The following is a 21,650-nucleotide window of genomic DNA, read 5'->3' as shown; positions in this document are numbered from 1 at the left end:
TGGTTGCATATCCTGCATCACCTGCTGCCGAGAGCAGTTGGTTCACCACGGACTGAACAACGGAGCCCAACGCTCCGTTGTTCAGAAACGGGCGTCGTCGCCTTAAGAGTAAATCAAGCTGGACCTGCGCAGAGTGCCGCCACTGCTTTGTCGCGGGGGCCCTCATGCTGCGTAACCTGACCCGAATGCCGGCGGATATGTCGTCGGATTCGCGCCGGCAGCTTCTCCATGCCGTGACCGACCTGTTTCTGCTCGACCACGACCCGAACGAGGCCGTGAAAGAGCATTACGGCGAGATCGCCGCCGGCTCGCTCGGTCATCTCGGCGACGAGGACCGCAAGGGCTATGCCGACCGCGTCGCCGCAATCCCGACCCTGCCTCACAATGTCGCGGTGACGCTGGGCGGCGACAGCAATGCCGAGGTCGCGCGCCTCGTGCTGTCGCTCTCCCCTGTCCTGACCGACACCGATCTCGCCGCCATCGCCGTCACCCAGTCGCAGCAGCATCTCGTCGCCATCGCCGAGCGCGCCCGCCTGTCCGAGGGCGTCACCGACATCCTCGTCGAGCGTGGCGACCAGAAGGTGCTGCACACTGTCAGCGCCAATGAAGGCGCGGCCTTCTCCGACCGCGGCTTCGATCGCCTCCTCGAGCGCAGCGAAGGCGACGCGGCCATCACCGGCGCACTCGCCCGCCGTTCCGACCTCGCCCCGAACCGAGCCCAGCGCGTGCTGCGGATCGTCGAGCAGTTCTCGGACGGGGGCAATGCCGCGCCCGCCACCGACGCCAATGTCTCGCTCGCCCGACAGGCGCGCCAGCAGCGCCTCGAAGTCAAGCTGCTGCTCTCCGACCTTGCCGCGAAAGTCCGCGAGGTCGACGACGTGCTGACCATGCTGGCCGACGAGGACCGCGCCTATCACCTCTCGCAGGTTCTCGCCGAAATCGGCGGCATCTCGATCGAGCAGGCGCTGCGCGTGCTGATGCAGAGGGATTCCAGCGGCATCGCCGTCGCCTGCCGTTCGCTCGGCGTCGGGGCCACGGCCTTCCGCGCCATCCTGCAGCTGCGGGCGCGGCGGCTCTATTTCTCCTCGCGCGACGTCGACGATGATGTCGATGCCTATGACAAGCTCGATCTCGCGACGGCGGAGCGCACCCTGCGCTTCCTCAAGCTCAGGACCAAGATCGCCTGAGCGAGCCAGACGGCACGCCACAAAACCGCGACATTCGCCCCGCTCCATGCTAGCTTCCGACGGGGCACGCTGTCGCGAGGACGCTTTCGACGTGAGATTTCCGCTTCTTTCCGCCGCGACGCTCGCCGTTCTTCTTGGGACGGGCGCAGCGGCGCAAGCGCAGGCTCTCCTGCCCCTCTCCGGCTTTGCCCCGCTGCCGTCCTTCGCCTGGGACCAGCCGAGCCTGTCGCCGCGCTGGGAGGGCTCCTATGCCCGCATCTCCTCGGGTTTCCAGGTCACCAGCAGCAAGCATATGAGGACCAGCGCCGGCCCGACGATCGGGCTTGAGGCCGGCACGATGCTGCGCGAAGGCAATTTCATCTACGGCGTTGCCGGCGCGATCGACTACATGCCGGCGGTCGGCGGCTATGGCTACCCGAGCTTCGGCAATGTCGCCTATACCCGCGATTTCGCCGGGGCCTTCAAGGTCAAGGCCGGGGTTCTGGTGACGCCGGACGTGCTGCTCTACACGACGGTCGGCATGAGCGCGGCCAATGAGACCTGGCGCTTCGGCGCGACCGATTTCTCCTCGCCCTTCAGCCGCAGCAGCATCGCCGTGCGCCCCGAGGCGCGGGCCGGCGTCATGTGGGCCGTCACCGACAAGATCACGATGGGTCTGGAAGTCGGCGTCGTCGGGCAGGCGATCCGCTGAGAATGTGATTCAGGCGGCTGCGGGCTTGATTCCAGTTTTGCGCGCAAGCGCCTGATCTTGCGTCACTCTCGGGCTTGGCCCGAGCATGACGCGCGAACCGATACCCTCACCCGCCGAACGTATTGCTCTTCGGGAAACCCTTGGGCGGCAGGCGGCCGGCTTCGGCGCGGTGGCCGAGCCATTCGAGCAGATCGGCCTGCGTCACCGTCCAGGTCCGGCCGGAGGTGTCGAGCCAGGTCAGGCCATCGGCGAGGTTGAACGTCCTGGCGTCGGAGAGGCCGCCATCCTTGTAGCGCTGCAGGCGCACGCCCTTGCCGCGGCCCATCTCCGCCACTTCAGAAATCGGGAAGCAGAGCAATTTGCGGTTCTCGCCGATGATCGCGACATGGTCGCCATCGGCCGGCACCGCCAGCATCGCGACATGCGTGCCGTCGACATTGAGCACCTGCCGCCCCTTGCGCGTATTGGCGACGACATCGTCGGCCGGCGCCACGAAGCCCCTGCCCTCGCTCGACACCATCAGCAGCTTCGAGCCCGGCTTGTAGGGGAAGGCAGAGACGATCTCGGCCGTCTCCTCCAGCTCGATCATCAGGCGGATCGGATCGCCGAAGCCGCGCCCGCCGGGCAGCTTGGACGCATCCAGCGTGAAGACCTTGCCGTTCGAGGCCAGCACCAAGACCTTCGCCGTCGTCTCGGTGAAGAAGGCCGTCTGGAGCGCGTCATCGCCCTTGAAGGAGAAGCTCGACTTGTCCTGGACATGGCCCTTCAGCGCCCTGATCCAGCCCTTCTTCGAGATCACGACCGTGATCGGCTCGCGCTCGACCATGGCCTGGGTCAGGTCGATATCGGCGGTCTCCGGCATATCGGCGAAATCGGTGCGGCGCTTGCCGATCGCGGTTTCCGGGCCGAAAGTCTTCTTCACCTGCCGGATGTCCCAGGCGATCGTCTTCCACTGCGTCGCCTCGGAGCCGAGCAGCGTCTCGATCTGCTCCTTCTCCTTGGTCAGTTCGTCGAGCTCGGTCTTGAGCTGCATCTCCTCGAGCTTGCGGAGCGCCCGCAGACGCGTGTCGAGGATCGCGTTGGCCTGAATCTCGGTGAGCTCGAAGACCTTCATCAGTTCGATCTTCGGCTCGTCCTCCTCGCGGATGATTTTGATCACCCGGTCGAGGTCGAGATAGACGATCAGCAGGCCGCGCAGGATTTCGAGGCGCTTGTCGATCTGGCCGAGACGGAAGCGCGAACGCCGCTGCAGCACCTCGCGGCGATGGTCGAGCCAGGCGCGCAGCGCCTCGGCAAGGCCGAGCACGCGCGGCACCAGCCCGCCGGTCAGCACGTTCATGTTCATGGAAATGCGCGCTTCCAGCTCGGAGAGCCGGAACAGCGATTCCATCATCAGGTTGGGATCGACATTGCGGGCGCGCGGCTCGATGACGATGCGGATATCCTCGGCCGACTCGTCGCGCAGATCCGCGACCAGCGGCAGCTTCTTGTCGTTGAGCAGTTCGGCGATCTTCTCGATCAGCCGGCCCTTCGAGACCATGTAGGGGATCTCGGTGACGACCGCGAGCCAGGTGCCGCGGCCCTGGTCCTCGACATGCCAGCGCGCGCGGGTGCGGAAGGCGCCGCGGCCGGTACGGTAGGTCTCCGCCATCGAGGCGCGGCTCTCGACGATGATGCCGCCGGTCGGGAAATCCGGGCCGGGCACGAAGGTCATGAGCTGCTCGGAGGAGGTCTCCGGATGCTGGATCAGGTAGAGCGCGGCGTCGCAGAGCTCGGCTGCATTATGCGGCGGGATCGAGGTCGCCATGCCGACCGCGATGCCCTGCGAGCCGTTGGCGAGCAGGTTCGGGAAGGCGGCGGGGAGCACGACCGGCTCCTCGTCCTCGCCATTATAGGTCTCGCGGAAATCGACCGCATCCTCGTCGATGCCGTCGAGGAGGAGGCGCGCGACTTCGGTCATGCGCGCTTCGGTATAGCGGTAGGCGGCGGCGTTATCGCCGTCGATATTGCCGAAATTGCCCTGCCCGTCGACGAGCGGATAGCGCTGGGCGAAATCCTGCGCGAGGCGCACCAGCGCATCATAGACCGACTGGTCGCCATGCGGGTGGAACTTGCCGATGACGTCGCCGACGATGCGGGCGCATTTCTTGTGGACCTGGCCGGGGTCGAGCCGGAGCAGCCGCATGGCGTGCAGGATGCGGCGGTGGACCGGCTTCAGGCCGTCGCGTGCGTCCGGCAGGGCGCGGTGCATGATCGTGGAGAGCGCATAGGCGAGATAGCGCTCTTCGAGCGCCGATTTCAGATCGATACGCTCGGACTCGTCTTCCGGCGGCGGATCGACCGGTTTGCCCATGCTGCGTCAGCCCTCGTCTCGTCGAAATTCGCGCGGCTTCTATGGCACAGCACGAATCAGCCCGCCAGAACAATGCAGGTACGAAGCCCCCCGCGCAAACGCAGGGAGCGCCTTTTCGCGCTTAGGCGGTGGATGATTCGGCGGGCGGCGCATTCGACGCGGCCCGTGTCGCCATTTCGACCAATCGCGCCCGCTCGGGAGGCTCGCGCAGGCCGCGCGGATCGAGGATATGGCGGCGCAGGAAGAAGCCTGTCAGGGCGAAGCCCGAGAGGATATCGGCCGGGGATGGCCGCCGCCCGCCCTGCCCCTCGACGAGGAATGATGGCAGCTGCAGCAGGCGGTCGAGATAGGGCTCAGCCGCCCGCCGGCTGACCGCCTTGCCGGACTTCGGCGAGACATGGCTGAGATCATCGGGCGAGCCAGTGACGGCGCAGCGCGCCAGATCGAGCCCGAAACCCAGCTCCGTCAGCATCGCCAACTCGAAGCGGATGATCAGGGCTGGCGCCATCTCCGCCTCGTCGAGATGAGCGACGAGGACGGAAAGCCCTTCGTAGAGGCCGGGATGCGGATCGCGCTCCGGCAGCAGGCGCAGCAGGCCCGCGATGGTGCCGAGCCCGTAAAGCGCGACCGGAGCCGCGATCAGGCGGGCGGCATGGGAGGTCAGCAATTCGACCTTGTATTCGCCGAGATGCTCGTCGAGCCGGGCGCGCCAGGTCAGCGAGACATTGTTCCCGGGCTGGAGCGAAGCCTGCGCCTTGGACGAGCGCCCGCCCCTGACGAGACCGAGATGACGGCCGTGCTCGCGCGTCATCACCTCCAGGATCACGGCGCTTTCGCCATGAGCCTTGAGGCCGATGATCGTGCCCTCGTCGGTCCATTCCATGAGGAGGGTTTAGGGCGTGACGCGCGGCGCCGCAATTTCACGCGCGCCGTCATCCCGGCCGCAGCGAAGCGGAGCGCCGGGATCCATCATAGGGCTCCGGCGCTCTACGATGGATCCCGGATCTGCGCTGCTCCGCAGCTTGTCCGGGATGACGACGCGGTTGGTGAAGACGGGGCGTGCCTCACGCCACGTATTGCGCGATGCCGCCGCCGAAGGACCAATCCTCGCGCTTGACCTCGACGAGGTTGATGAAGATGTCGTCCGGTTTCAGGCCGGGCTCCTTCGTGAGATTCTCGACGATCGCGGCGTAGAGCTTCTTCTTCTGCGTGACGCCGCGCGTATTGGCGACGGTGAGCTGGATGATCACCAGCCTGTCGCTGCGATTGAAGCCGAAATAATTGGCGTCGAAGACGAATTCGTCGGCATCGTGCTGGTGGACAACGGCGAAGAGATCCTTCTCCGGCACTTCGAAAGTCTCGCGCAGCGCCTTGTAGACGCCATCGATGATGGCGGCGGGCTCGGAAGCCGGGCGACCGCGGCGCATGGAAATCCTGATCAGGGGCATGGTCTGTCTCCGTGTCGAGGCGCAACCGCGCCTGTCGAAGGAGACCATAGATCGCTCGATTCAATCTGAAAATCGTATCTATGATGATATCAGTGATATGGTATTATGATTTATGAGCACTCTGGATATCGACGCGGTCGCCTCGTTCCTGCGCGCGGCCGAACTGAAAAGCTTCACCCGCGCCGCCGAGGCACTCGGCACGACGCAATCGCTGGTCAGCACGCGGGTGAAGCGACTGGAAGACGGGCTCGGGCGCCTGCTACTGCAGCGCCATCCGCGGCTCGTCCGGTTGACGGCCGAGGGCGAGCGCTTCCTGCCGGCCGCCCGCGATCTGCTCGCGGCCCATGGCAAGGCGCTCGCAGCCTTCACGACGACACCGGAACATATCGCGGTCGGCATCAGCGAACAGGCTGTCGGCGCCGAGGTTCCGGCGGTATTGGCGCGCCTGACGGCACATGATCCCGGCATCGTCATCAATCTCAGGATCGAGCCGTCGCGGATGCTGGAAGAGGCGTTCGAGCGGGGCGAGCTCGATGTCGTGATCGTGCGCCGGCTCGCGGCGGGGCGAACCGGCGAGGTGCTGCGCGACGATGCCGTCGGCTGGTTCGCGGCGCCCGGTCTCGTACGGCAGGCCGATGCGCCCGTGCCGCTCGTCAGCCTCGTGGCCGAATGCCGCCTGCGCCAGCACAGTATGGATACGCTCGACCGCGCCGGCATCTCATGGCGCGAGGCCTTCGTCGGCGGCGGCATGGCGGCAGTCGCGGCAGCGGTTCAGGTCGGTCTCGGCGTTTCGCCGCTCGCCGCGCGGATCGCGCCGGCTGGCACGGTCGATATCGGCCCCGCATGGGGGCTACCACCGCTTGGCGGGTCGCAGGTTGTGCTCAGGAGCAATGTCGCGACGCCGCGCGCTGGCGCGTTTGTCCGCGAGCTGGCTGCGGCGTTCCGGAGGTAATGGCTGATCTGACCTGATTATGGTGGCTTGGAAGCCACGCCTGTCATTCCGGGGCGCGCCACAGGCGCGAACCCGGAACCCACGACGGGGTGGGACAGCGCGTACTCGGCTGCAATCGGTTCACCCGGTCGTGGGTTCCGGGTTCTTCGCTGCGCGAAGCCCCGGAATGACAAAGCCCGTGTCGACCGGAAACCGTCGAGCTGTTGCCCGCCTTACCCGACCACCCGCTCCACGCGACTGATCACCCGCTTCTCGCGCAGCTCGCTGATGATCGCCGAGAGGTGCTTCAGGTCCCAGACCGTGAGGTCGATGGTGACGTCGGTGAAGTCCTGGTTCGGCCGGTTCATCGCGACGGAATCGATGTTGCCGTCATGCTCCGCGATCGTCGTGGTGATCTGGGCGAGCGAGCCCGGCTCGTTGATCGATTTCAGGGCGATGCGCGCCGGGAAGCGCTGCGGCGCCTTGTCGTCGAGGTCCCAGCGGACATCGAGCCAGCGATCCGGCTCGTTGTCGAAGGCGGCGAGCGCCGGGGACTGGATCGGATAGATCGTCACCCCCTCGCCCGGCGTCAGGATGCCGACGATGCGGTCACCCGGCACAGCCCCGCCATGCGGCGCGAAGCGCACCGGCAGATCGCCGCCGAGGCCGCGGATCGGGATTGCATTGTCCGGCGCCTCGCCCGGCAGCTTGAACTTGAGGTTCTCGCCCTGGCGCAGTTCGAACCAGCCCTTGCCATTGGCGGCAGCGCCCGGCTTGCCATCGGCCGAGCCGCGCTTCTCCGGTTCCAGGTCCGGATAGACCGCCTTGACCACGTCGCCGGAATACATCTCGCCGCGCCCGACTGCCGCGAGCACGTCATCCACGGTGTTACGCGCGAGGCGCTTCAGCGCCGCCTTGAGCTTGTCGTCGGAGAAGGCGCGCTCGGCACGCGAGAAGGCGCGTTCGAGAATCTGGCGGCCGAGGCCGGCATATTGGCGGCGCACCGCAGCGCGGGTGGCGCGGCGGATGGCGGCACGGGCCTTGCCGGTGACGACGAGCGATTCCCAGGCGGCCGGCGGGGCCTGCCCGTCGGCGCGGGTGATCTCGACCTCGTCGCCGTTCTGCAATTCGGTCAGCAGCGGCGCGATGCGGCCGTTGATCTTGGCGCCAACAGCGCTGTTGCCGACATCGGTATGGACGGCATAGGCGAAGTCGATCGGGGTCGCGCCGCGCGGCAGGGCAATGAGCCGCCCCTTCGGCGTGAAGCAGAAGACCTGATCATGGAAGAGCTCGAGCTTGGTGTGCTCGAGGAACTCTTCCGGGCTATCGCCCTCGGCCAGCAGGTCGACGGTGCGGCGCAGCCATTGATAGGCGCGGCTTTCGTCGGCAAGGCCCATCGGCTCGCCGGCCCGGCCGTCCTTGTAATGGGCGTGGGCGGCAATGCCGTATTCGGCGATGCGGTCCATGTTGTCGGTGCGGATCTGCAGTTCGACGCGGCTATGGCCGGGGCCGACGACGGTTGTATGGATCGAGCGGTAGTCGTTCTGCTTCGGCGTCGAGATGTAGTCCTTGTAGCGGCCCGGCACCATCGGCCAGGTCATGTGGACGATGCCCAACACGCGGTAGCAATCCTCCGGCCTGTCGACGATGACGCGGAAGCCGAAGATGTCGGAAAGCTGCTCGAAGGAGACGGATTTCCGCTCCATCTTCTTCCAGATCGAATAGGGGCGCTTGCGCCGCCCGAAGACCTCTGCCTGGATGCCGCTCGCGGCGAGTTTGCCCTTCAGGTCCTCCTCGATCTCGCCGATGACCTTGCCCTCGCGCTCGGTCACCTCCTCCAGCCGCTTGGTCACGGTGGCGTGGGCCTCGGGCTTGATATGGCGGAAGGAGAGCTCCTCCAGCTCCTCGCGCAGTTCCTGCATGCCCATGCGGCCGGCGAGCGGCGCATAGATCTCGATCGTCTCCTCGGCGATGCGCAGGCGCTTTTCGGGTGGGACGAAATGGAGCGTGCGCATGTTGTGCAGGCGATCGGCGAGCTTGACCAGCAGCACGCGGATATCGTCGGCGATGGCGAGCAGCAGCTTGCGGAAGTTCTCGCCCTGCGCCGCCTTCTTCGAGACGAGGTCGAGCTTCTTGATCTTGGTGAGACCGTCGACGAGCCGGCGGATATCCGGCCCGAACATGGTCTCGATCTCTTCCAGCGTCGCGGCCGTGTCCTCGACCGTGTCGTGCAGGACGGCAGCGACGATGGTGGCATCGTCGAGCTTGAGATCGGTCAGGATCGCCGCGACTTCGAGCGGATGCGCGAAGAAGGGATCGCCGGAGGCGCGCTTCTGCGTGCCGTGAGCACGCATGGCATAGACATAGGCCCGGTTGAGCAGGTCCTCGTCGGTATTCGGATTGTAGCTCCTGACCCGGTCAACGAGCTCATATTGCCGCATCATGCCCATGCGGACCCCAACCTCATCCTGCAATCATTGCAACACATTATTATTTGCACAGGCATTGGCGGCAGCAAGGCGTTTTCCGGATAGCGGGCATGAAAAAGCCCGGCACTGCCGGGCTTTAACGGGAAACAGTGAACAATCGATTCACGCGACGGGAATCAGTCCTCGTCGTCGGCGCTCTCGGTCGGCGGCACAAGGCCGTCGAGGCCGCGCAGCAGGTCTTCTTCGCTCATGCGGTCGAACTGCACTTCGCTGTCCGGGGTCGCGGCGCTCGTGGGGCTGGCGAGCAGCGGAACGGTCTCCTGCTCCGGCTCGTCGACCTCGACATGCTTCTGCAGCGAGTGGATCAGGTCTTCCTTGAGATCCTCAGGCTTGAGCTTCTCGTCGGCGATCTCGCGCAGCGCGACGACGGGGTTCTTGTCGTTGTCGCGAGGAACGAGAATCGACGAGCCCGACTGGATCATCCGCGCGCGATGGCTGGCGAGCAGCACCAGCTCGAAGCGGTTCTCGACCTTGTCGATGCAGTCTTCAACGGTAACGCGAGCCATGGCCGGCTTCTTCCGATCTCAGCGATGCAGGGAAATGGATTGAGCACGGCCTTACAGGCAAAGCCACCGCGATGCAAGAATTTCGCGGCTTCGTCGCATGGCGTCAGGCGCGCATGCGCCTGACCATGTCGTCCAGCGTCGGCTCCAATCGGCTGGCGCCCTCGCCGCCGCGCGCGCCCATCGCGGGCAATTCATGCGGCTTGAGCTCGGCGAAGCGCATGCGCATCGTCGTGGCGACGCCCTCGCCGAAGGCGATCGCCTCGCGATTGCCGATCGAGGACAGGAAATTGATCGTGCTGGCGGAGGCATCCGAGATCGCCGAGCGGATGATCTGCTGGTCGCGCTCGTTGGCCAGCCGCATCGCGAAGACGGTGGAGCACTGCGACAGGATCGTCGGATCGAGCTCGCCCGGGCGCTGCGTCACGATGCCGAGATAGGCGCCGTATTTGCGGCCTTCCTTGGCGATGCGGGCGAGCGCCTGCCGCGTCGGCGCGAAGCCGAGCGAGGTGTCCGAAGGCACGTAGCGATGCGCTTCCTCGCAGAGCACGAGGATCTCGCAGGCGCCCTGGCTCGCGGTCGCAAGGTCAAAGGCCAGGCGCGACAGCACCGAAGCGACCGCGTTGACGACCTCGCCCGGCAGGCCGCCTAGCTGGAAGGCCGTGATCGGCCGGCCATGCATCGGGATGCGGAAGACCTGGGCCAGGATCGGCGCGACGGTCTCGTACATGTTGGCCCGGCCGAACATGAAGCGGTAGCGCGGATCGGCATGCAGCGATTCCAGCCGCACCTTGAGCGAGCGCAGGGCGGCGCGGGGCCAACGCTGCTCGTGCAGGCCGATCATCTCGTCGATGACGGAGAAAGCGTCCTTAAGACGATAGGGCGTGGCCGCATCGACGCCGGCCGTCGGCGCCGCCTCGGCCGGCTGGCGCGATGTGCCCAGATCGAGCGGGCGCTTCAGCAGGCTGGAGCCGAGATCGCGTGCCAGCTCCTGCCCGCTGCTGGGCATGCGATATCGCGTCCGCGCGGCCGCAACGACCTCGCGCAGGATGTCCGGCTCGTCGTCGAGGGCTGCCCGCCCCCGGAACACGACCTCGGCCAGTTCCTCCTGCTTGAACATCCAGAAGGGCAGATCGAGGCTTTCGCCGTCGATGGTGAGCGCAAGGTCGGGGAAGGCGCTGGAATATTCGTTATGCGGATCGAGGATAAGGACGCGCAGGCGCGGGCGCACCGAAACGGCGCGGCGCAGCAGCAGCGAAACCGCGCTCGACTTGCCGACGCCGGTGGTCCCGACCAGAGCGAAATGGCGCGACAGCATGTCCTGAATGCTGACGGTCGCTGGAATGCTCGTATCCTGCGTCACATGGCCGATCTCGACGCCCGAGCGATCCCCGAGATCGTGGACGAGCGCGAGGTCGCCCGCGCGGATGCGATGAGCGACGGCCCCGATCGGCGGAAAGGTGCTGATGCCGCTCTGGAAGCGCGTGCGGCCTTCAGGGCTTTCCAGGACTTCGCCAAGGAACTCGACCTCGACCTGGATCGGGTTCTCCTCGGCCTCGTTCCAGGCGGGCTCGACGGCATGCAGCTTGTAGACCAGTGCAACGATGCGGCTCGATCCCAGATTGATCGACACCATGCGGCCGATGGCCCAGGCATCCCCCGCCAGCCAGCTCCCGGTCGAGACCGAACTGAGAATCGTGGCGCGCGAACCGTCGCAGGCGATGACGCGGCCCAGCGCGCGCTCGGGCGGTTGGTTGGCATCACGCCTGTCCGGCAGGACATCGGTGTGAAAGGCCGCGTTCTTCAGTGGAAGTTGCATGAGATCAACTGAATTCTGCCATGACGTATCTCGACACTACGAAGCGTCGGTTACGATTACCTTCACGGCGAACCGTCATTCCGCTTTATCGTTTCGTAAAGATTTCCAACGCGACCACACCGATCACATTTCGTGAGCCCGGCATCACAATCCCTGCATTGAGCCGGTGCGCCGCTTTCGTCTAAGCAAGACTCAAAGAAACGAGGGGGATGCATGATGGCCGACCGGCTGCGCCTGGGCGTCAATATCGACCACGTCGCCACGGTGCGAAACGCACGCGGCGGCGCCCTGCCCGATCCGGTGCGTGCCGCGCATCTCGCCATCGCCGCCGGCGCCGACGGCATCACCGCCCATCTGCGCGAGGATCGGCGCCATATCCGCGACGCCGACATGGAACGTCTCGCGGCCGAACTGACCAAGCCGCTCAATTTCGAGATGGGCGCGACCGAAGAGATGATCACCCTGGCCGAGCGGCTGAAGCCGCACGCGGCCTGCCTCGTCCCGGAAAAGCGCGAGGAGCGCACCACCGAGGGCGGGCTCGATGTCGTCGGGCAGGAAGCCCATCTCACGCCCGCCATCGCGCGGCTCAAGGCGGCCGGCTGCCGCGTCTCGCTGTTCATCGAGCCGGACGAAGCCCCGATCGTGATGTCGGCCAAGCTCGGCGCGCCGGTCATCGAGCTGCATACCGGCAGCTGGTGCCATGCCGTCATCGACGGTCATGCCGCGAAGGCCGAGGCGGAGTTCCAGCGGCTGGCCAATGGCGCAGCGCTTGGCGTCAAGCTCGGGCTGGAGGTCCATGCCGGGCATGGGCTCGACTACGACACGGCGCGCACGCTCGCTCGCGTGCCGGCCTTCGTCGAGTTCAATATCGGCCATTTCCTGGTCGGCGAGGCGATCTTCATCGGCCTCGAAGAAGCGATCCGCCGGATGCGGCAGGCGATGGACGAGGGCCGCGCCGGCCGCTGAGCGTCCGGGCACAGCTCTTCCCAGCCCCAAGGCGGTTCCTGTCGGGCGCAAAGCGCGCTACATCGCGGGGATGATCCTCGGCATCGGCTCCGACCTCTGCGACATCCGCCGGATCGAGCGCTCGCTCGAGCGCTTCGGCGAGCGCTTCACGCACCGCGTCTTCACGGAAGGCGAGCGGACGAAATCGGACCGGCGCGCCACCCGCGCTGCGTCCTATGCCCGCCGCTTCGCCGCCAAGGAGGCCTGCTCGAAAGCGCTGGGCACCGGCATGAGCCTCGGCGTGTTCTGGCGCGACATGGAAGTGGTGAACCTGCCGGGCGGGCGCCCGACCATGCGCCTGACCGGCGGTGCCGCCGAGCGACTGAAGGCCATGACGCCGGCGGGCTTCGAGGCCTTCGTCCATGTCTCGCTGACGGACGATCCGCCGCTGGCGCAGGCCTTCGTGGTGATCGAGGCGCGGCCGGTCGCCTGAACCGCCTTCCCTTCAAACGAAAACCGCCGCCATTCCGGAGCACCGCGGAGCGATGCGCCGGAACGACGGCGGCTTTTGACGTCTTGACCGCTCAGCGACCGGTGACTTCGCCCGCCGGCTCGTCGCTCAGCCAGCGATAGATCACGCCGCCGAGCACGCCGCCGATCAGCGGAGCGAGCCAGAACAGCCAGAGCTGCTGGATGGCCCAGCCACCGACGAAGAGCGCCGGGCCGGTGCTGCGGGCCGGGTTCACCGAGGTGTTCGTCACCGGGATGCTGACGAGGTGGATCAGGGCGAGGCCAAGGCCGATCGCGAGCGGCGCGAAGCCGGCCGGCGCCTTGCCATGGGTCGAGCCCATGATGATGAAGAGGAACATCATGGTCATCACGACTTCCATCAGGAAGGCCGAGACGAGATTGTACTTGCCGGGCGAATGCTCGGCATAGCCGTTCGAGGCGAAGCCGCCGGCGAGATCAAAGCCCGGCGCACCGCGCGCGATGAGATAAAGGACGCCCGCCCCGACGATCGCGCCGATCACCTGCGCGACGATATAGGGGACGACCTGCCCGGCCGGAAAGCGCCCGCCGGCCGCGAGGCCGACCGTCACCGCCGGGTTGAGATGGCAGCCCGAGATATGGCCGATGGCATAGGCCATCGTCACGACCGTCAGGCCGAACGCCAGCGAAACGCCGAGCAACCCGATACCGACATTCGGAAATCCCGCGGCGATGACCGCGCTGCCGCAACCCGCAAAGGTCAACCAGAATGTGCCGATGGCTTCGGCGGCGAGTTTCTTCGTGCTCATGAGTGATTCCCCCAGTGTCGCGCGACTGTGATGCTGTTGGCGAAAATGCAGGCCGTCAATCTGCGGGGAGAGCGTAAACTACCCCAATCCTGCCATTTTCCCGCTTTGCATTTGCATTTGACATCCTTTCGCCATCCACTGATGCCCTCCCCATCGCCGCTCTTGCGCGTTGTCGCAGGCGCGATAGTCGGCTAGACCGCGCGCTGGATCGCAGTCTCAGGAGCGCCCGCGTGGCCAACGACGTCGACAGCAAAAGCAAGGCGGCCAAGGAAGAAGGTGGCGTTCTCGAGACGATCAAGGTCGTCGTCCAGGCGCTGCTGATCGCGCTGGTCATCCGCACACTGCTGTTCCAGCCCTTCAACATCCCCTCGGGCTCGCTGATCCCGACGCTGCTGATCGGCGACTACCTGTTCGTATCGAAATACACCTATGGCTATTCCAAGCACTCGATCCCGTTCAGCCCGCCGCTGTTCTCAGGCAGGATCTGGGCGGCCGAGCCGAAGCGCGGCGATATCGCCGTCTTCAAGCTGCCGAGCGACAATTCGACCGACTACATCAAGCGCGTGATCGGCCTGCCGGGTGACCGCATCCAGATGATCGACGGCATCCTGCACATCAATAACCAGCCGGTGAAGCGCGAGCGCATCGCCGACTACGTAACCGCCGACAACTGGGGCCGCAGCGTGCCCACGATCCAGTATCGCGAGACGCTGCCTAATGGCGTCAGCCACCAGATCATCGAGCGCGAGGGCGATACCGGCACCTTCGACAACACGCAGGTCTTCATCGTGCCGCCCGGCCATTTCTTCATGATGGGCGACAACCGCGACAACTCGCTCGACTCGCGCGACCGCAGCGTCGGGCCGGTGCCGTTCGAGAACTTCGTGGGCCGCGCCGAGATCATCTTCTTCTCGATCGAGGACGGCGCCTCGGCCTGGAAGATCTGGGAATGGCCCTACACGGTTCGCTGGAACCGTCTGTTCAGCACGATCAAGTGAGCAAAGCGGGCGAAGGCGGGCGCAAGGCCCCGGACACCGCGCGGCTCGAAGCCGTGCTCGAGCACCGCTTCGCGGACCAGAGCCTGCTCGCCACGGCGCTGACTCATATGAGCGCCGAGGACTCGCGCCTCGCCAGCTACCAGCGCCTCGAATTCCTCGGCGACCGGGTGCTCGGCCTGTCGGTCGCCGAATTGCTGTTCCGGCAATTTCCGCAGTCCGAGGAAGGCAATCTCTCGCGCCGGCTCGCCGATCTCGTCCGCAAGGAGACCTGCGCCGAGGTGGCGCTGGGCTGGAATCTCGGCCAGTTCATGCGGCTCGGCGAGGGTGAAATCCTCGGCGGGGCCCGCAAGAACAAGGCGATCCTGGCCGATGCCTGCGAGGCGATCATCGGCGCGGTCTTCATCGACGGCGGCTATGAAGCTGCCCGCGCCCTGGTCGAGCGCGCCTTCGGCGAGCGCATGCTGAAGCCGGTCCGACCCCTGCGCGACGCCAAGACCGCGCTGCAGGAATGGGCGCAAGGACGGGGCTATCCGACGCCGACCTATAGCGAGCGCGGCCGTTCCGGCCCCGACCACGCGCCGGTCTTCGTCGTGGCCGCCAAGATCTCGGGGCTCGCCGACGCCGAGGCGCGCGGCCCCTCCAAACGGCTGGCCGAGCAGGCCGCGGCCGAAACGTTCCTGAGGCGCGAAGGCCTGTGGAACGACAACCCGGAAGGCGAGAATGTCTGAATCCGATCAAGCCACGCGCTGCGGCTTCGTCGCGCTGATCGGCGCGCCGAACGCCGGCAAGTCGACGCTGCTGAACCAGCTCGTCGGCGCCAAGATTTCGATCGTCTCGCGCAAGGTGCAGACGACGCGCACGCAGGTGCGCGGCATCGCGCTTTCCGGCACGGCGCAGATCATCTTCGTCGACACGCCCGGCATCTTCGCGCCCAAGCGCCGGCTCGACCGCGCCATGGTCACGAGCGCCTGGGGCGGCGCCACCGATGCCGACCTGATCGGCGTGCTCGTCGATGTCGCGCGCTTCGACCATGAGGAGAACACGGCGCTGTTCGAGAAGCTCGCCGAGCTGAAGCAGCCGAAATTCCTGATCCTCAACAAGATCGACACCGTGCCGAAGGAGAAGCTGCTCGAAATCACCGCCAAGGTGAACGAGCGCGGCAGCTTCGAGACGACCTTCATGGTCGCGGCGCTGACCGGCTATGGCGTCAAGGACATCCTGGCCTGGCTGGAGAAGCGCCTGCCGCTCGGCCCCTGGCTCTATCCGGAGGACCAGATCTCGGACGCGCCGCTGCGCTTCCTTGCCGCCGAGATCACCCGCGAGAAGATGTTCGAGCGGCTGCATGACGAACTGCCCTATCGCTCGACCGTCGAGACCGAGAGCTGGCAGCAGAAGCCGGACGGCTCCGTCCGCATCGAGCAGACGATCTATGTCGAGCGCGAGGGCCAGCGGAAGATCGTGCTCGGCGAAGGTGGCCAGACGATCAAGGCGATCGGCCAGAAGGCGCGCGTCGAGATCGCCGAGGCGGCCGAGGCCAAGGTCCATCTCTTTCTGTTCGTGAAGGTGCGCGAGAACTGGAGCGACGATCCGGAGCGCTACCGCGAGATGGGGCTGGAATTCCCCAAGGGCAAAGGCTGAGCCCCGCAGAGGCCGCGATGCGCAACGAGAAGGACAAGATGCTGGCGGGCGAGCTCTACCGGGCCGACAGCCCCGAGCTCATCGCCGACAACCGCCGCATCAGCGCCTGGATGGAACGCTTCAACGCGACCGGGGCGACGCCGGAGGCGCGTCTGCCGCTGATGCAGGAGGCCTTCGGCCATGTCGGGCGTGATGTCGTCATCCGCCCGCCCTTCCATTGCGACTACGGCTACAACATCAGTCTCGGCGACGGCGTCTTCCTCAACTTCAACTGCATCATCCTCGATGTTGTCGCGGTCACGATCGGCGACGGCACGCAGATCGGCCCCGGCGTGCAGATTCTCACCGCCGATCATCCACGCGATCCCGAGCAGCGCCGGCAGATGCTGGAATTCGGACGGCCGGTCGTGATCGGCCGCAATGTCTGGATCGGCGGCGGTGCGATCATCCTGCCCGGCGTCACGATCGGCGACGATGCCATCATCGGCGCGGGCAGCGTGGTTACGCGCGACGTGCCTGCCGGAGGTACCGCGGTGGGCAATCCCGCGCGCTTGCGGCCCTGACGCAGAGGCATTGTCACACTGCGTCAAGGTGACACGGTCACCCCTTGTAACTTGTCAAATTTCAGTCGTGAAACGACATTGTTCGAACGCGTTTTGCGTCCATTTTGATGCCTTAAGATATTTCAGCAGGAGTGATTGCCATGAGCGCCGCACCGCGCATCGCGCTGTTCATCGATGGCGCCAATCTCTACGCCACTTCGAAGCAACTCGGCTTCGACATGGATTACCGGCGCCTGCTGCGCGAGTTCCAGGGGCGCGGCAACCTGATCCGCGCCTTCTATTTCACCACATTGGTGGAAAGCGAAGAGTATTCCTCGATCCGGCCGCTGGTCGACTGGCTCGACTACAATGGCTACCGAGTCATCACCAAGGCGGCGAAGGAGTTCACCGACGCCACCGGCCGGCGCCGCATCAAGGGCAACATGGATATCGAGCTGGCGATCGAGATGCTGGAGCTCGCGCCGCATCTCGACCAGATCTACCTGTTCTCCGGCGATGGCGATTTCCGGCCGCTGGTCGAGGCGGTGCAGCGCAAGGGCGTGAAGGTCTCGGTGGTCTCGACGATCTCCACCAACCCGCCGATGGTCTCGGACGAGTTGCGCCGCCAATGCGACGAGTTCGTCGACCTCGCCCAGCTCATGCAGAAGATCGGCCGCGACCCGGCCGAGCGGGCCAGCCGCAGCGGCGCGGCCTCCGGGGCACCGGTCACGCCGGGCAACCCGTCGCTCGAGCGCCGCTACGGCATCCGCCAGGGCGACGAGCCGGCCGAGGGGTAGGCCGAAACCTACCCGCCGGTCTTCAGCAGGCGCTGCTTGTCGCGGTTCCAGTCGCGCTCTTTCTCGGTCTCGCGCTTGTCGTGGAGCTTCTTGCCCTTGCCGAGGCCGAGCTCAACCTTCGCCCTGCCCCTGTCGTTGAAGTAGACCTTGAGCGGTATCAGGGCCATGCCCTCGCGCTGGACCGCGCCCATCAGCTTGTTGATCTCCCGCCTGTGAAGCAGGAGCTTCCGCGGCCGACGGACCTCGTGATTGAAGCGGTTCGCCTCCAGATACTCTGGAATATGGGCGTTGAACAGAAAGAGCTCCGTCCCCATCGGGCCGGCATAGCTCTCTCCGATCGTCGCCTTGCCGCCGCGCAGCGACTTGATCTCGGTCCCCTGCAGGGCGATGCCCGCCTCTACGGTTTCCTTGATCTCGTAATTGAAGCGCGCCTTGCGGTTATCCGCCGCCAGACGATAGCGCTCCGTATTAGGTTTCTTCATGCCGCTCAGCTGAACCCATCTTGTATGGCCAGCGCTGCCAAAGCTTGAGAATCCGATTCGGAATCGGCGACCAAGCCTCTGGAAACACTGATCTTATCTTCTGACGCCCACCGCGATCGGCCAGGCGAATGACCGCGCTTTCCGGCGCGGCCACCTGTCCTATTTAGGCATTCAACAGCCCGGCGAAAACCATGGCCTCGCGAATGACCTTGCCCGTCGCCGGGGTCACCGGCATCAGCGGCAGGCGAACCTCCTCCTCGATGCGGCCGAGCAGGGCAAGGCCGTGCTTGGCCCCGGCAAGGCCGGGCTCCTTGAAGATCGCATCATGGAGCGGCACCAGGCGGTCCTGCACCTTCAGCGCGCCGGCATAGTCTCCCTTCTGGACAGCTTCCATCAGGTCGGCGCAGAGGCGCGGCGCGACATTGGCGACAACCGAGATGCAGCCATGGCCGCCGGCCGCCATATAAGCGAGCGCGGTCATGTCCTCGCCCGAGAGCTGGATGAAATCCGGCCCCATGGCGTGGCGCTGCTGCGAGACGCGGGCGAGATTGGCGGTCGCATCCTTCACGCCGGCGATATTCTTCAGCTCGTAGAGCCGCGTCATCGTCTCGACCGACATGTCCACCACCGAGCGCGGCGGGATGTTGTAGATGATGATCGGGATACCGATCGCATCGTTCACCGCCTTGAAGTGCTGGTACATGCCCTCCTGGGTCGGCTTGTTGTAATAGGGCGTGACCACGAGCACGGCATCGGCGCCGGCCTTCTCGGCATGGACGGCGAGGTCGATCGCCTCGATCGTGTTGTTCGAGCCGGCGCCGGCGATGACCGGGACGCGGCCCTTGTTCTGGTCGATGACGATCTCGACGACGCGCTTGTGCTCGTCATGCGACAGCGTCGGGCTCTCGCCGGTGGTGCCGACGGGCACGAGCCCGGTCGAGCCGTTCCCGATCTGCCATTCGACCAGCGCGCGCAGCGCCTGCTCGTCCACCCTGCCGGATTTGAACGGCGTGACCAGAGCGGGCATCGAGCCGGTGAAGGCAATGTGCTTGGTCATGGGACGATCCTGGGACGAAAACGCGGGTTACGGGGCCGCCACACATAAACCGTCGTCTCGCCAAGGCAAAGCCGGCAAGTCATGAAAATGCGTGGCCTCATAGTTAAGCCTCTGTAAACCCCCTTCCTCGACCATTCCTTGATGCCCGCCCTAGATCGCCGAGCGCCCTGAGGGGCGCGAAGTGGCGATCTAGTCCTTTGTCCGGCATCGGGTTGTTCCGAAAAGTGGATTCCACTTTTCGGCCCGATGCCAAGCCAGGAGCCGCGCCATGGCCTCGCCTGCCGCTGCGAGGAGACTGATCTGCCTGCTGCTGCCCGCCCTGCTCTCGGCGTCTTCGACGCGGGCGGGCGATGACGGCATGCTCGCGACCCAGCGCAAGCTCGCCATGCTCGGCGATGTCGAAGCCACGGGCGCGCTGCCCTATCCCGCCAATGCGCTGCGGGGCGAGGACGCCATCAATGTCGAGGCCGTGAAGACGGCTGTCGCCGCCTATCGCCGCGGCGCACTCACTGAGGGCGACGATCTCGCAGCGCGGATCGACGATCGCTCCGTGCGCTCGCTGCTCGAATGGGTGGCGATCCATGCCAATGCCGGCACCGTCTCCTTCCTGCGGATCGACGCCTTCCTGCGCGAGCATCCGAACTATCCGGCCACGACCCGTTTTCGACGCCGCGCCGAAGAGGCGCTGATCGCGGAGAAGAAGAGCCCGGCGATCGTGCGCGCCTTCTTCCATGGCCAGCAGCCGGTCTCGCCGGCCGGGCGGATCGCGCTGGCGATCGCGCTCAAGGAAGAAGGCAAGGCCGAGGAGGCCAACGCCCTCATCCGCCAGAGTTGGCGCAAGGACCCGTTCGGGCAGGCGCTCGAAAAGATCGTGCTCGGCGCCTTCGAGACGGTGCTGAGCAAGGACGACCATCGCCTGCGGGCCGAGCGCTTCCTGTTCCGCGAGAATGGCGAGGCGGCCCTGCGCAACGCTGTCCGCGTCTCGGCCGATTATGTCGTGCTGGCCAAGGCACGGCTTGCGAGCGCCAAGGCGCGCCGACCGATCTCCGAGAAGCTGATCACGGCCGTACCGGCCTCGGTGCGCGGCGATGTCTCCTTCGCCTTTCTGCAGGCCCAGCAGGCGCGCCGCGGCGACAAGCTCGACGATGCCGTGAAGGCGCTGACCGCGATCCCGCGCGACCCGGCCCTGCTCGGCGACGGCGATGGCTGGTGGGAAGAGCGCCGCATCATCGCGCGCAAGCTGCTCGATGCCGGCCAATCGCAGAAGGCCTATGAGGTCTCATCCGGCCACGGCGCGGAGGACGCGGCCGAGCGGATCGAGGCCGAATGGCATGCCGGCTTCGTCGCGCTGCGCTTCCTCAAGAAGCCGGATGTCGCGCTCAGGCATTTCGATGCGGCAGCGGCCATCGCCGAGACGCCGATCTCGGTCGCGCGCGCCGCCTATTGGCAGGGCCGCGCCTATGAGGAACTCGGCAAGGCCGAGGAAGCCAAGGCCGCCTTCGGCAAGGCCGCCGAGCAGCCGATCGCCTATTACGGGCAACTGGCACGGGCGAAGCTCGGTTTCTCCGATCTGCCGCTGCGGCGCACGGTTGCCGCCGGGCTTGAGACGCTCCCGGGCCATCGCGCCGTGCGCCTGCTCTACCGCATCGGCGAGCGCGACCTCGCGACGCTGATGCTGAACGATCTGGCGCAGCGCCTGCACACGACCGAAGCCCTGGAGGCGATCGCGGCCATCGCCCGGCGCGAGACCGATGCGCGCGCGCAGGTCGGCATCGGCAAGGCTGCGCTGCAACGCGGCTTCCCGCTCGACATGGCCGCCTATCCGGTCAACGGAATCCCGGAATTCGACGTGCTCGGCGACCCGATGGAACGCGCCATCGTCCATGCCATCGCCCGGCAGGAAAGCGCCTTCGACCCGACCGCGATGTCGCATGCCGGTGCGCGCGGACTGATGCAGATGATGCCGGCAACCGCCCGCGAGACCGCCCGGCGGGCGAGCCTGCCCTTCGACTGGGACAAGCTCGGCAAGGACCCGCTCTACGCGGCGCGGATGGGCGCGGCCCATCTCAACGACCTGCTGAAGGAGTGGCGCGGCTCCTATATCCTGACCTTCGCCGCCTATAATGCCGGCTCGCCCAATGTGAAGAAATGGATCGCCGCTTATGGCGACCCGCGCGATCCCGAGGTCGACGCCGTCGACTGGGTCGAGCGCATCCCGTTCTCCGAGACGCGCAACTATGTCCAGCGCGTGATGGAGAACCTGCAGGTCTATCGCGAGCGCCTGAATCAGCGCACGGCCTATCTGATCGACTACGACCTGAAGCGCGGCGGCAAGCGGGATTGAGGGTGTTCAAACCACCTTTGTCATCAACTCAGTATTTAGCGTCTCTGAGCCTTGCGTTTGCGACGACGATGATGCGTCGCATGATGGCGACGATAGCGACGATTGGCTTTTTCTGGCGCTTGATGAGC

The 21,650-nt window shown here is 66.0% G+C and carries 20 protein-coding genes; 11 read left to right on the top strand and 9 right to left on the bottom strand.

The genetic code is table 11. The features are described 5' to 3' along the window. Positions 1 to 233: 233 nt before the first annotated feature. Both WFK61_RS23445 and WFK61_RS23440 read left to right on the top strand, forming a co-directional pair. A complete protein-coding gene (locus WFK61_RS23445; RefSeq protein ID WP_336814474.1) occupies positions 234 to 1,187 on the top strand; it encodes a DUF2336 domain-containing protein in 954 nt (317 codons plus the stop codon). A 91-nt stretch (positions 1,188 to 1,278) separates the two neighbouring features. Beyond that, on the top strand, positions 1,279 to 1,878 hold the full coding sequence (locus tag WFK61_RS23440) for an outer membrane protein (protein WP_336814473.1): 600 nt from the start codon (positions 1,279 to 1,281) through the stop codon (positions 1,876 to 1,878). 106 nt (positions 1,879 to 1,984) lie between these two features. Here WFK61_RS23440 and parC read toward each other — a convergent pair whose 3' ends face one another. The 3 genes from parC to WFK61_RS23425 all read right to left on the bottom strand — a co-directional run bounded on the left by parC (position 1,985) and on the right by WFK61_RS23425 (position 5,679). Continuing rightward, positions 1,985 to 4,231, bottom strand: a complete 2,247-nt coding sequence (gene parC, locus WFK61_RS23435) for a DNA topoisomerase IV subunit A (RefSeq protein WP_336814472.1) — start codon at positions 4,229 to 4,231, stop codon at positions 1,985 to 1,987. A gap of 121 nt (positions 4,232 to 4,352) precedes the next feature. Continuing rightward, on the bottom strand, positions 4,353 to 5,114 hold the full coding sequence (recO, locus tag WFK61_RS23430; RefSeq protein WP_336814471.1) for a DNA repair protein RecO: 762 nt from the start codon (positions 5,112 to 5,114) through the stop codon (positions 4,353 to 4,355). A 181-nt stretch (positions 5,115 to 5,295) separates the two neighbouring features. After that, positions 5,296 to 5,679 carry a tautomerase family protein gene (locus WFK61_RS23425; protein ID WP_336814470.1) on the bottom strand — a complete coding sequence of 128 codons (384 nt, stop codon included), beginning with the start codon at positions 5,677 to 5,679 and terminating at the stop codon, positions 5,296 to 5,298. A gap of 112 nt (positions 5,680 to 5,791) precedes the next feature. Here WFK61_RS23425 and WFK61_RS23420 point away from each other — a divergent pair, with 112 nt between their 5' ends. Continuing rightward, complete coding sequence (locus tag WFK61_RS23420; protein ID WP_336814469.1) at positions 5,792 to 6,631, top strand: LysR family transcriptional regulator; 840 nt, start codon at positions 5,792 to 5,794, stop codon at positions 6,629 to 6,631. A gap of 212 nt (positions 6,632 to 6,843) precedes the next feature. Here WFK61_RS23420 and WFK61_RS23415 read toward each other — a convergent pair whose 3' ends face one another. From WFK61_RS23415 to WFK61_RS23405, 3 genes are all read right to left on the bottom strand, one after another. Then, positions 6,844 to 9,054: a RelA/SpoT family protein gene (locus WFK61_RS23415; protein ID WP_336814468.1), complete on the bottom strand. Its 2,211-nt coding sequence runs from the start codon at positions 9,052 to 9,054 to the stop codon at positions 6,844 to 6,846. Between the two features lie 161 nt (positions 9,055 to 9,215). Then, positions 9,216 to 9,605, bottom strand: a complete 390-nt coding sequence (gene rpoZ, locus WFK61_RS23410; RefSeq protein ID WP_291651738.1) for a DNA-directed RNA polymerase subunit omega — start codon at positions 9,603 to 9,605, stop codon at positions 9,216 to 9,218. Positions 9,606 to 9,708: 103 nt separating this feature from the next. Then, positions 9,709 to 11,421, bottom strand: coding sequence for an ATP-binding protein (locus tag WFK61_RS23405; RefSeq protein WP_336814467.1), 1,713 nt, complete (start codon positions 11,419 to 11,421; stop codon positions 9,709 to 9,711). A 213-nt stretch (positions 11,422 to 11,634) separates the two neighbouring features. On the opposite strand from WFK61_RS23405, the gene WFK61_RS23400 reads away from it, so the two are divergent. Then, a complete protein-coding gene (locus WFK61_RS23400) occupies positions 11,635 to 12,387 on the top strand; it encodes a pyridoxine 5'-phosphate synthase (RefSeq protein WP_336814466.1) in 753 nt (250 codons plus the stop codon). Between the two features lie 70 nt (positions 12,388 to 12,457). Beyond that, positions 12,458 to 12,859, top strand: a complete 402-nt coding sequence (gene acpS, locus WFK61_RS23395; protein ID WP_336814465.1) for a holo-ACP synthase — start codon at positions 12,458 to 12,460, stop codon at positions 12,857 to 12,859. Between the two features lie 91 nt (positions 12,860 to 12,950). Here acpS and aqpZ read toward each other — a convergent pair whose 3' ends face one another. Continuing rightward, positions 12,951 to 13,664 carry an aquaporin Z gene (aqpZ, locus tag WFK61_RS23390; RefSeq protein WP_336814464.1) on the bottom strand — a complete coding sequence of 238 codons (714 nt, stop codon included), beginning with the start codon at positions 13,662 to 13,664 and terminating at the stop codon, positions 12,951 to 12,953. 230 nt (positions 13,665 to 13,894) lie between these two features. Here aqpZ and lepB point away from each other — a divergent pair, with 230 nt between their 5' ends. The 5 genes from lepB (at position 13,895) to WFK61_RS23365 (ending at position 17,639) form a co-directional block, all read left to right on the top strand. Continuing rightward, a complete protein-coding gene (gene lepB / locus WFK61_RS23385) occupies positions 13,895 to 14,662 on the top strand; it encodes a signal peptidase I (protein ID WP_336814463.1) in 768 nt (255 codons plus the stop codon). Continuing rightward, positions 14,659 to 15,390, top strand: a complete 732-nt coding sequence (gene rnc / locus WFK61_RS23380; RefSeq protein WP_336814462.1) for a ribonuclease III — start codon at positions 14,659 to 14,661, stop codon at positions 15,388 to 15,390. Before lepB ends, rnc begins: the two co-directional genes overlap by 4 nt. Continuing rightward, positions 15,383 to 16,300, top strand: a complete 918-nt coding sequence (gene era / locus WFK61_RS23375; RefSeq protein WP_257731593.1) for a GTPase Era — start codon at positions 15,383 to 15,385, stop codon at positions 16,298 to 16,300. The genes rnc and era overlap by 8 nt, the downstream gene beginning before the upstream one ends. Positions 16,301 to 16,317: 17 nt before the next feature. After that, positions 16,318 to 16,863, top strand: a complete 546-nt coding sequence (locus WFK61_RS23370) for a sugar O-acetyltransferase (RefSeq protein WP_336814461.1) — start codon at positions 16,318 to 16,320, stop codon at positions 16,861 to 16,863. Between the two features lie 140 nt (positions 16,864 to 17,003). Continuing rightward, positions 17,004 to 17,639 (top strand): LabA-like NYN domain-containing protein, encoded by a 636-nt coding sequence (locus WFK61_RS23365; RefSeq protein WP_336814460.1) that lies wholly within the window; start codon positions 17,004 to 17,006, stop codon positions 17,637 to 17,639. An 8-nt stretch (positions 17,640 to 17,647) separates the two neighbouring features. Here WFK61_RS23365 and smpB read toward each other — a convergent pair whose 3' ends face one another. Further along, positions 17,648 to 18,121, bottom strand: a complete 474-nt coding sequence (gene smpB / locus WFK61_RS23360; RefSeq protein ID WP_336814459.1) for an SsrA-binding protein SmpB — start codon at positions 18,119 to 18,121, stop codon at positions 17,648 to 17,650. Positions 18,122 to 18,284: 163 nt separating this feature from the next. Continuing rightward, on the bottom strand, positions 18,285 to 19,178 hold the full coding sequence (gene dapA, locus WFK61_RS23355; protein WP_336814458.1) for a 4-hydroxy-tetrahydrodipicolinate synthase: 894 nt from the start codon (positions 19,176 to 19,178) through the stop codon (positions 18,285 to 18,287). 268 nt (positions 19,179 to 19,446) lie between these two features. Between dapA and WFK61_RS23350 the strand changes: the two genes are divergently transcribed. Further along, on the top strand, positions 19,447 to 21,522 hold the full coding sequence (locus WFK61_RS23350; protein ID WP_336814457.1) for a lytic transglycosylase domain-containing protein: 2,076 nt from the start codon (positions 19,447 to 19,449) through the stop codon (positions 21,520 to 21,522). Positions 21,523 to 21,650: the final 128 nt, after the last annotated feature.

Origin of the sequence: Allobosea sp. MMO-172 (assembly GCF_037147855.1) — a bacterium.
In the GTDB taxonomy this organism is placed as follows: domain Bacteria; phylum Pseudomonadota; class Alphaproteobacteria; order Rhizobiales; family Beijerinckiaceae; genus Allobosea.
Note: the sequence above shows the minus strand (reverse complement) of the source record. Positions and strands in the feature narration are given on the sequence as shown.